Annotated in this window: 9 protein-coding genes and 4 tRNA genes; 4 read left to right on the top strand and 9 right to left on the bottom strand. The window is 42.1% G+C overall.

All coding sequences use genetic code 11. The features are described 5' to 3' along the window. From CL667_12390 to CL667_12350, 9 genes are all read right to left on the bottom strand, one after another. Positions 1 to 94: hypothetical protein (locus CL667_12390; GenBank protein MAL18496.1), on the bottom strand; the 94-nt coding region annotated here is incomplete at its 3' end. A gap of 57 nt (positions 95 to 151) precedes the next feature. Beyond that, positions 152 to 223: transfer RNA gene (locus CL667_12385), tRNA-Thr, on the bottom strand. Positions 224 to 227: 4 nt separating this feature from the next. Beyond that, positions 228 to 303 (bottom strand) — tRNA-Gly (locus tag CL667_12380). 7 nt (positions 304 to 310) lie between these two features. Continuing rightward, positions 311 to 393 (bottom strand) — tRNA-Tyr (locus CL667_12375). Positions 394 to 420: 27 nt separating this feature from the next. Beyond that, positions 421 to 493 (bottom strand) — tRNA-Thr (locus CL667_12370). A 67-nt stretch (positions 494 to 560) separates the two neighbouring features. After that, positions 561 to 1,208, bottom strand: coding sequence for a DedA family protein (locus CL667_12365; GenBank protein ID MAL18495.1), 648 nt, complete (start codon positions 1,206 to 1,208; stop codon positions 561 to 563). Next, positions 1,208 to 1,684, bottom strand: coding sequence for a 2-C-methyl-D-erythritol 2,4-cyclodiphosphate synthase (locus CL667_12360; GenBank protein MAL18494.1), 477 nt, complete (start codon positions 1,682 to 1,684; stop codon positions 1,208 to 1,210). The genes CL667_12365 and CL667_12360 overlap by 1 nt, the downstream gene beginning before the upstream one ends. 5 nt (positions 1,685 to 1,689) lie before the next feature. Beyond that, complete coding sequence (gene ispD, locus CL667_12355; protein ID MAL18493.1) at positions 1,690 to 2,379, bottom strand: 2-C-methyl-D-erythritol 4-phosphate cytidylyltransferase; 690 nt, start codon at positions 2,377 to 2,379, stop codon at positions 1,690 to 1,692. A gap of 2 nt (positions 2,380 to 2,381) precedes the next feature. After that, positions 2,382 to 3,437 carry a tRNA preQ1(34) S-adenosylmethionine ribosyltransferase-isomerase QueA gene (locus CL667_12350; GenBank protein MAL18492.1) on the bottom strand — a complete coding sequence of 352 codons (1,056 nt, stop codon included), beginning with the start codon at positions 3,435 to 3,437 and terminating at the stop codon, positions 2,382 to 2,384. Positions 3,438 to 3,603: 166 nt separating this feature from the next. Between CL667_12350 and CL667_12345 the strand changes: the two genes are divergently transcribed. Genes CL667_12345 through CL667_12330 form a run of 4 tightly spaced genes read left to right on the top strand, consistent with a single transcriptional unit; the run spans position 3,604 to position 6,016 of the window. Continuing rightward, positions 3,604 to 4,122 (top strand): hypothetical protein, encoded by a 519-nt coding sequence (locus tag CL667_12345; GenBank protein MAL18491.1) that lies wholly within the window; start codon positions 3,604 to 3,606, stop codon positions 4,120 to 4,122. 16 nt (positions 4,123 to 4,138) lie between these two features. Then, the gene (locus CL667_12340) at positions 4,139 to 4,603 is read left to right on the top strand and encodes a hypothetical protein (protein ID MAL18490.1); all 465 of its coding nucleotides are present in this window, start codon (positions 4,139 to 4,141) and stop codon (positions 4,601 to 4,603) included. Between the two features lie 3 nt (positions 4,604 to 4,606). Continuing rightward, the gene (gene rsfS, locus CL667_12335) at positions 4,607 to 5,026 is read left to right on the top strand and encodes a ribosome silencing factor (protein MAL18489.1); all 420 of its coding nucleotides are present in this window, start codon (positions 4,607 to 4,609) and stop codon (positions 5,024 to 5,026) included. 6 nt (positions 5,027 to 5,032) lie between these two features. Beyond that, the gene (locus tag CL667_12330) at positions 5,033 to 6,016 is read left to right on the top strand and encodes a D-glycerate dehydrogenase (GenBank protein MAL18488.1); all 984 of its coding nucleotides are present in this window, start codon (positions 5,033 to 5,035) and stop codon (positions 6,014 to 6,016) included. Positions 6,017 to 6,034 lie beyond the last annotated feature (18 nt).

Genomic DNA, 6,034 nt, shown 5'->3' with positions numbered 1-6,034 from the left:
TGGCCGCCGTCAAGGTCGTCTTCCCGTGATCTACGTGTCCAATCGTGCCCACGTTCACATGGGGCTTATTCCGTTGAAAGGTCTCTTTTGCCATGATTAAGCTGTTTTGTTAAGTATTGTTTATAAATTCATCAAAAAAATATTCGACCTGAGCCGATACTCGGATTTGAACCGAGGACCCCTTCCTTACCATGGAAGTGCTCTACCTCTGAGCTATATCGGCATCGTTGAGCGAGCGACCGGGATCGAACCGGCAACATTCACCTTGGAAGGGTGACACTCTACCAATTGAGTTACGCTCGCTTACGCGTGGGGAGAGCAGGATTCGAACCTGCGAAGTCTTACGACAACAGATTTACAGTCTGCCCCAGTTGGCCGCTTTGGTATCTCCCCAGAATAACAGTAAAATTTAGTCCGCTGAGCCAGTGACCGGATTCGAACCGATGACCGACGGTTTACAAAACCGTTGCTCTACCAACTGAGCTACACTGGCTTTTCGCGAAAGACTTCAAAATTAAGTATGATAGCTTTGATTGTCAATAAGCTTTTGTGAAAAACTTTCACTCTTTCTCATCTTTTACGTTACTTTTCTTTCTGCGATAAGAAAAGTATGCCTTACCCCCCACGAACAGCACGATTAAGGCCAATATCACCTTCCCATAGTTAGATAAGTACTCGCCGATAACCGGCCAATTGTCACGTATTACCCACCCCATTCCCAGCAATAGACTATTCCACAGAATCGAACTCACCAAAGAACTGAGAATTGTGGGTATCACTTTGAGATGTGAGATGCCAGCTGTGAGCGAAATTACAGAACGGGTACCGGCCAAAAATCGATTTAGAACAACAACGCCCTGGCCCCACTTTTCCATCCACTTCTTACCTCGTGCAAAATATTTATAGTCAATAAATCTAAGTAGAAAATGGCTATCTCGATTTTCTTCAATTTGCCCACCCCATCTGTGGCCAAGCCAATACATCGTCATGAATCCTGCAACCGAAGAAATGACAGTAAGACTCCAAATTGGGAAAATCTGAATCAACCCTTCTGCCGCAAGATACCCGCCAAAGGCAACAATTACGTCGCCAGGCATCGGCGGGACCAAATTCTCTACATAAGCAATTCCAAAAAAGATAAGATACACTCCCAATGGAGGTACTACACTAATCCAATCAACAATACTCTGTACAATTTGATCTGCCATCAGCTTGCTTTAACAATGAGTGCAACTGCCTGGGCAATTATCCCTTCTTCCCTTCCTGCAAAACCCATTTTTTCAGAAGTTGTAGCCTTCACTGATATGTCCTCAGCCGAACAGTCTAGTTCGCTCGCTATACTTTTTCTGATTTCATCAATATAAGGACGAAGTTTAGGCTGCTCTGCTACGACTGTCGCATCAAGGTTACCTAGTTTATAGCCTCGGTCCTGGATTAGATTATAACTTTCGCGAAGCAACTTACGGCTGTCTGCATTTTTGAATGCCGGATCAGTGTCCGGAAAGTGAGACCCAATATCTCCAAGAGCGAGCGCCCCCAAGAGTGCATCGGTTATGGCATGAAGTAAAACATCGGCATCGGAATGACCAAGCAAACCCTTTTCGTATGGAATTTCAACTCCTCCAAGAATCAGCCTTCGACCTTCTTGAAAGCGGTGAACATCATAACCGTACCCAATCCTGATTTTATTCATGACCCTTTTCCTATAATTAGTTCGGCAATTTTTAAATCTACAGGATAGGTAATTTTTAAATTTTCCCGGTCACCTTCCACCATCTGTACCTTTCCGCTGATGCGCTCCACCAATGAAGCGTCGTCCGTACCAACATACCCATCACTGATGGCTGACTCGTATGCATCTATTAACAGTTGGCGCTGAAAAACCTGAGGAGTTTGCGCTTGCCAAAGAAAAGATCGGTTAGGTGTTTCTTGAATAGTTAAGGACTCATCTACTCTTTTTATAGTGTCTTTTGCAGGCACCCCAAGCACAGCACCGCCAACCTTCTCTGCTGCACGGCAACATTCTTCAATCAATTCAACCCGCACAAAAGGACGAACGGCATCGTGCACTGCAACCAAGTCTATTTCTTCACCTACATGCTTGAGGGCATTATATATAGAAAATTGCCGCTCTTTTCCTCCCTCCACAATATCGAAATGCACATCGGTAACGAAATGGCCAACTATATTCTCTATCTCATTAATATAGCTTTTGGAGGTTGCTACAATTATCTGTTTTACTTCAGAGAATTCTAGAAACCGGGCAATCGTGTGCTCAAGAATGGATTTCTCTCCCACCTTTATAAACGGCTTGGGAATTGCAGAAACCATTCTCTCGCCCGATCCTGCCGCCGGTATTATGACCGACAGTTTTGACATTCTTAAAGAATCAACATTGCATCACCGAATGTAAACAGTCGGTAATCATTCTTTTTGGCTTCTTCGTAAGCTTCCATCAAGAAATCATATCCTGCAAAAGCAGCAGAAAGCATCAAGCGAGTAGACTCAGGCTGATGGAAATTGATAATCAACCCTTCTGTAATCTTGAAGTTATACGGAGGATAAATAAACTTATCTGTCCAACCTGTTCCGGCTTTTGACATTCCGCTTGCCATTACACTGGTTTCAATGGTTCTACAAGAACTTGAGCCGATGGCAATAACTCGGTTTTTCTTTTTCTTGAGCGTTTCGTTGATCTTGTCAGAAGTATCTTTAGAGATAAAGAAGTTATCTGAGTCCATGCGGTGCTTAGTCAAATCTTCAACTTCCACATTTCTGAAAATACCCCAACCTATATGAAGAGTTGTAGGTAAAAACTCTACACCTTTCTTTTTGATTTTGTCTACCAGCTCTTGGGTAAAATGCATGCCTGCTGCCGGTGCAGCAACTGCTCCTCGCTCAGTAGCAAATATTGTTTGATAACGCTCTTTATCTTCTTCAACAGGCTCTCTTTCCACATAAGGAGGAAGTGGCATCTTACCGAGCTCATCTAATCGATTATAAAGCTCCTGATTTGGACCTTCATATAGGAAACGAATTGTACGGCCACGGGAAGTTGTGTTATCCACTACCTCAGCCATCAGTTCTTCGTCTTCTTCTCCGAAATACAGCTTGTTTCCGATTCTGATTTTACGCGCCGGTTCTACCAGTACATCCCAAAGCATATTTTCAGGCATGAGCTCTCTGAGTAAGAAAACTTCAATATCCGCTTCGGTTTTCTCCTTTTTACCATTGAGGCGTGCAGGGAATACTTTCGTATTATTATAAATCATGATGTCATCTTTATTCAGATACTCATGAATTTTATCGAAGGTTGTATGTTCGATTGTTCTTTCTGCACGATTAAGAACCATCAACTTTGCTGAATCTCTTTTTTTCAGCGGTTCTTCAGGAATGTTTAAATCGTCAGTCTCAAATTTGAAATCGGTGAGCTTCATTAGCTTTCTATAGGTTTTTCAGTACAGTTAGAAAAGTTGATTAAAATAGCCTTTTTTTTTGGCGATTTCAATGCACCCCTACATTCTCTCTTGTTTATTATTATTTGCCAATTCGTTATACTTATGTAATTGCTCTTGCGTTCAACTGTAAACCTTTGCGAGCACCATGAAAAAATTATTCACACTCACTTTTGTATTCGCTCTATTTTTGAGCTTTCAACTTTCTGCCCAACTCAGAGAGGACTTACCTGCCTATAACGACTTTTCAGGGCCTGTTATCAATAACCAAGAGGCTACCGTTCAGACATGGCTTAGTAATTTTTTTCAGAATAACGTAACGATGAGTCACTCTTATTCCATGAACTTTGGATCGGTTGGCGGCAATTATCAGAATGTGAATTCATACACAAACACGCTCAATTTTCTCTTTACAGAAAATTTAACCGGGCGCATGGATGTTTCTTTTCTTCATTCTCCTTTCGGAGCCTCCAATTTTGTTGACACAGATAATAACATTGGTGGAGAGGTGCTCATCAGAAATGCTGAGTTGAATTACAAGATAAGTGATAACGCTCATATTCAGCTTCGTTACCAGCAGTTACCTAGCAACTACGGGTACTTCAATCCCTATGGTTATGGCTTTAGTCCTTATGGTAATAATCGTTTTGGCAATACCTGGTACTAGTAGAAATGATTAGTTGATGGCAGATACAAACGGCAAAAGCTCTTCCGGTACAAACGAACTTTTTTTAAATGCTGCCATCGGGTTTTTAAGTGTACTCTTAATTGTTCTGGTCGCCGCACTTTTCACTCGTATTATTTATCCCAGAATATTTAATGAAAGAGCTGAACTACAATCAGAGCTGATAAGCGAAATCATCCAAATTGAAGTCCTGAATGGGTGCGGGATTTCAGGAATAGCAAATTCATATACCGGTTTATTGCGTAAAAATGGTTTCGATGTAGTTGAAACCGGTAATTTTGAAACGTTTGACCTCCAAGAAACCATTATAATATCAAGGAGCGGTGTTATGGATAATGCCTACCGGGTAGCAAATGCCTTGGGAGTATCACAGGCTAACGTAATAAGAGAATCCTCTCCCGACTTTTATCTCGATGTAAGCGTAATTATAGGACATGACTTTGAAAAACTTAATACTGATTAATTTATGACAGACATTAAACAACCGGCAAAGAAACAATTTAAAAATTCCTATTCGGATGACTCTCCAAATTCACAAGAAATGGTGGAAGTTATCACAGAAGCTTTACTAAGCCGAAAAGGTAAAGAAATTACCGTGCTGGATGTTTCAAAGCTTACCACACTTACCGATTATTTTGTAGTCTGCCACGGTAACTCTGATGTACAGGTTAAGGCTCTTTCTGATGCTGTTGAAGAAGACATCAGAGAAAAGATGGGTGAAAGAGCTTGGAAGAAAGAGGGACTTCAGGGTCGCTCATGGGTTATCCTCGACTTTGTAAACATTGTAGTCCACGTAATGAGTAAAGAGAAGCGCGACTTTTACGGTCTTGAGCGCATGTGGAATGATGCAGAGGTGACTTATATAAAAGATGAGGACGAGGAGTAAACTTTCTTGAGTTCTTCGTTACCGCATATCCTTGTTACAGAACCCATTCCTAAAAATGTAATTTCATTTCTAAGGGAGCACGGTACAGTTACCGTAGCAGAGAAAGGCACTTATCAGACTGAAGAAGACCTTATCCGAGACATTCCTTCTTATGATGCTCTTTTGTGCATGCTTTCTAGCCCGGTTACTGAAAAGGTTTTAGAAGCAGGTGAGAAACTTCAGGTAGTGGCAAACTTTGCCGTCGGATATGATAATATCGATGTTGAGGCTGCGCATAAGAGAGGCGTTAAAGTAGCCAACACGCCCGATGTTCTTACCGAAGCTTGTGGCGACTATGCCATGGGTTTACTTCTGGCCCTTTCAAGAAAGTTCAAAGAGGCTGAGCAATACTTAAGGGATGGTAAGTTCAAAGGCTGGGAACCACTTGGGTTTCTTGGGATGGAGTTGAGAGACCGAACTTTAGGGATCATTGGAATGGGGAGAATAGGTCAGGCTTTTGCCCATCGCGCCAAAGCTTTTGGGATGAATATCATTTATCACAACCGTACTCCTATCGACTCTGAAACTGAACAGGAACTTAAGGCTGAATATATCAAAGACCACAAAGAGCTTGCACGGCGGTCTGATGTGATTAGTTTGAATTGCCCGCTCACCCCAGAAACTCATCATTTGGTGGATAAAAAGTTTTTGGAAACACTTCCCGGTCATGCCTTGCTGGTTAATATTTCAAGAGGGGCCGTTATTGATGAGGCAGCTTTAGCAGAAGCACTTCATAATAAAACTATAGCCGGTGCCGCTCTGGATGTTTTTGAAGAAGAACCAAAAGTTCATCCTAATCTGCTTTCTGCACCTAACACCGTCTTGCTTCCCCATATTGCGAGTGCTACCCACCGAACGAGAGAGGATATCGGAATGCTGGCCGCAGAAGCAATCACCTCCGTTCTTGATGGCAAAGCTGATCATAAAATACCAAACTTGATTAGCCCCTAATTTACGCTCATATTCGTT

The organism is Balneola sp. (assembly GCA_002694685.1).
Classification (GTDB): domain Bacteria; phylum Bacteroidota; class Rhodothermia; order Balneolales; family Balneolaceae; genus Gracilimonas.
The sequence above is the reverse complement of the archived record's forward strand: the minus strand, read 5'-3'. Positions and strand labels throughout refer to the sequence as shown.

Coding starts and splice junctions, on each gene's coding strand:
- CL667_12365 (MAL18495.1), bottom strand. CDS start 1,208: ATGGCAGATCAAATTGTACAGAGTATTGTTGATTGGATTAGTGTAGTA.
- ispD (MAL18493.1), bottom strand. CDS start 2,379: ATGTCAAAACTGTCGGTCATAATACCGGCGGCAGGATCGGGCGAGAGA.
- CL667_12350 (MAL18492.1), bottom strand. CDS start 3,437: ATGAAGCTCACCGATTTCAAATTTGAGACTGACGATTTAAACATTCCT.
- CL667_12345 (MAL18491.1), top strand. CDS start 3,604: ATGAAAAAATTATTCACACTCACTTTTGTATTCGCTCTATTTTTGAGC.
- CL667_12340 (MAL18490.1), top strand. CDS start 4,139: ATGGCAGATACAAACGGCAAAAGCTCTTCCGGTACAAACGAACTTTTT.
- rsfS (MAL18489.1), top strand. CDS start 4,607: ATGACAGACATTAAACAACCGGCAAAGAAACAATTTAAAAATTCCTAT.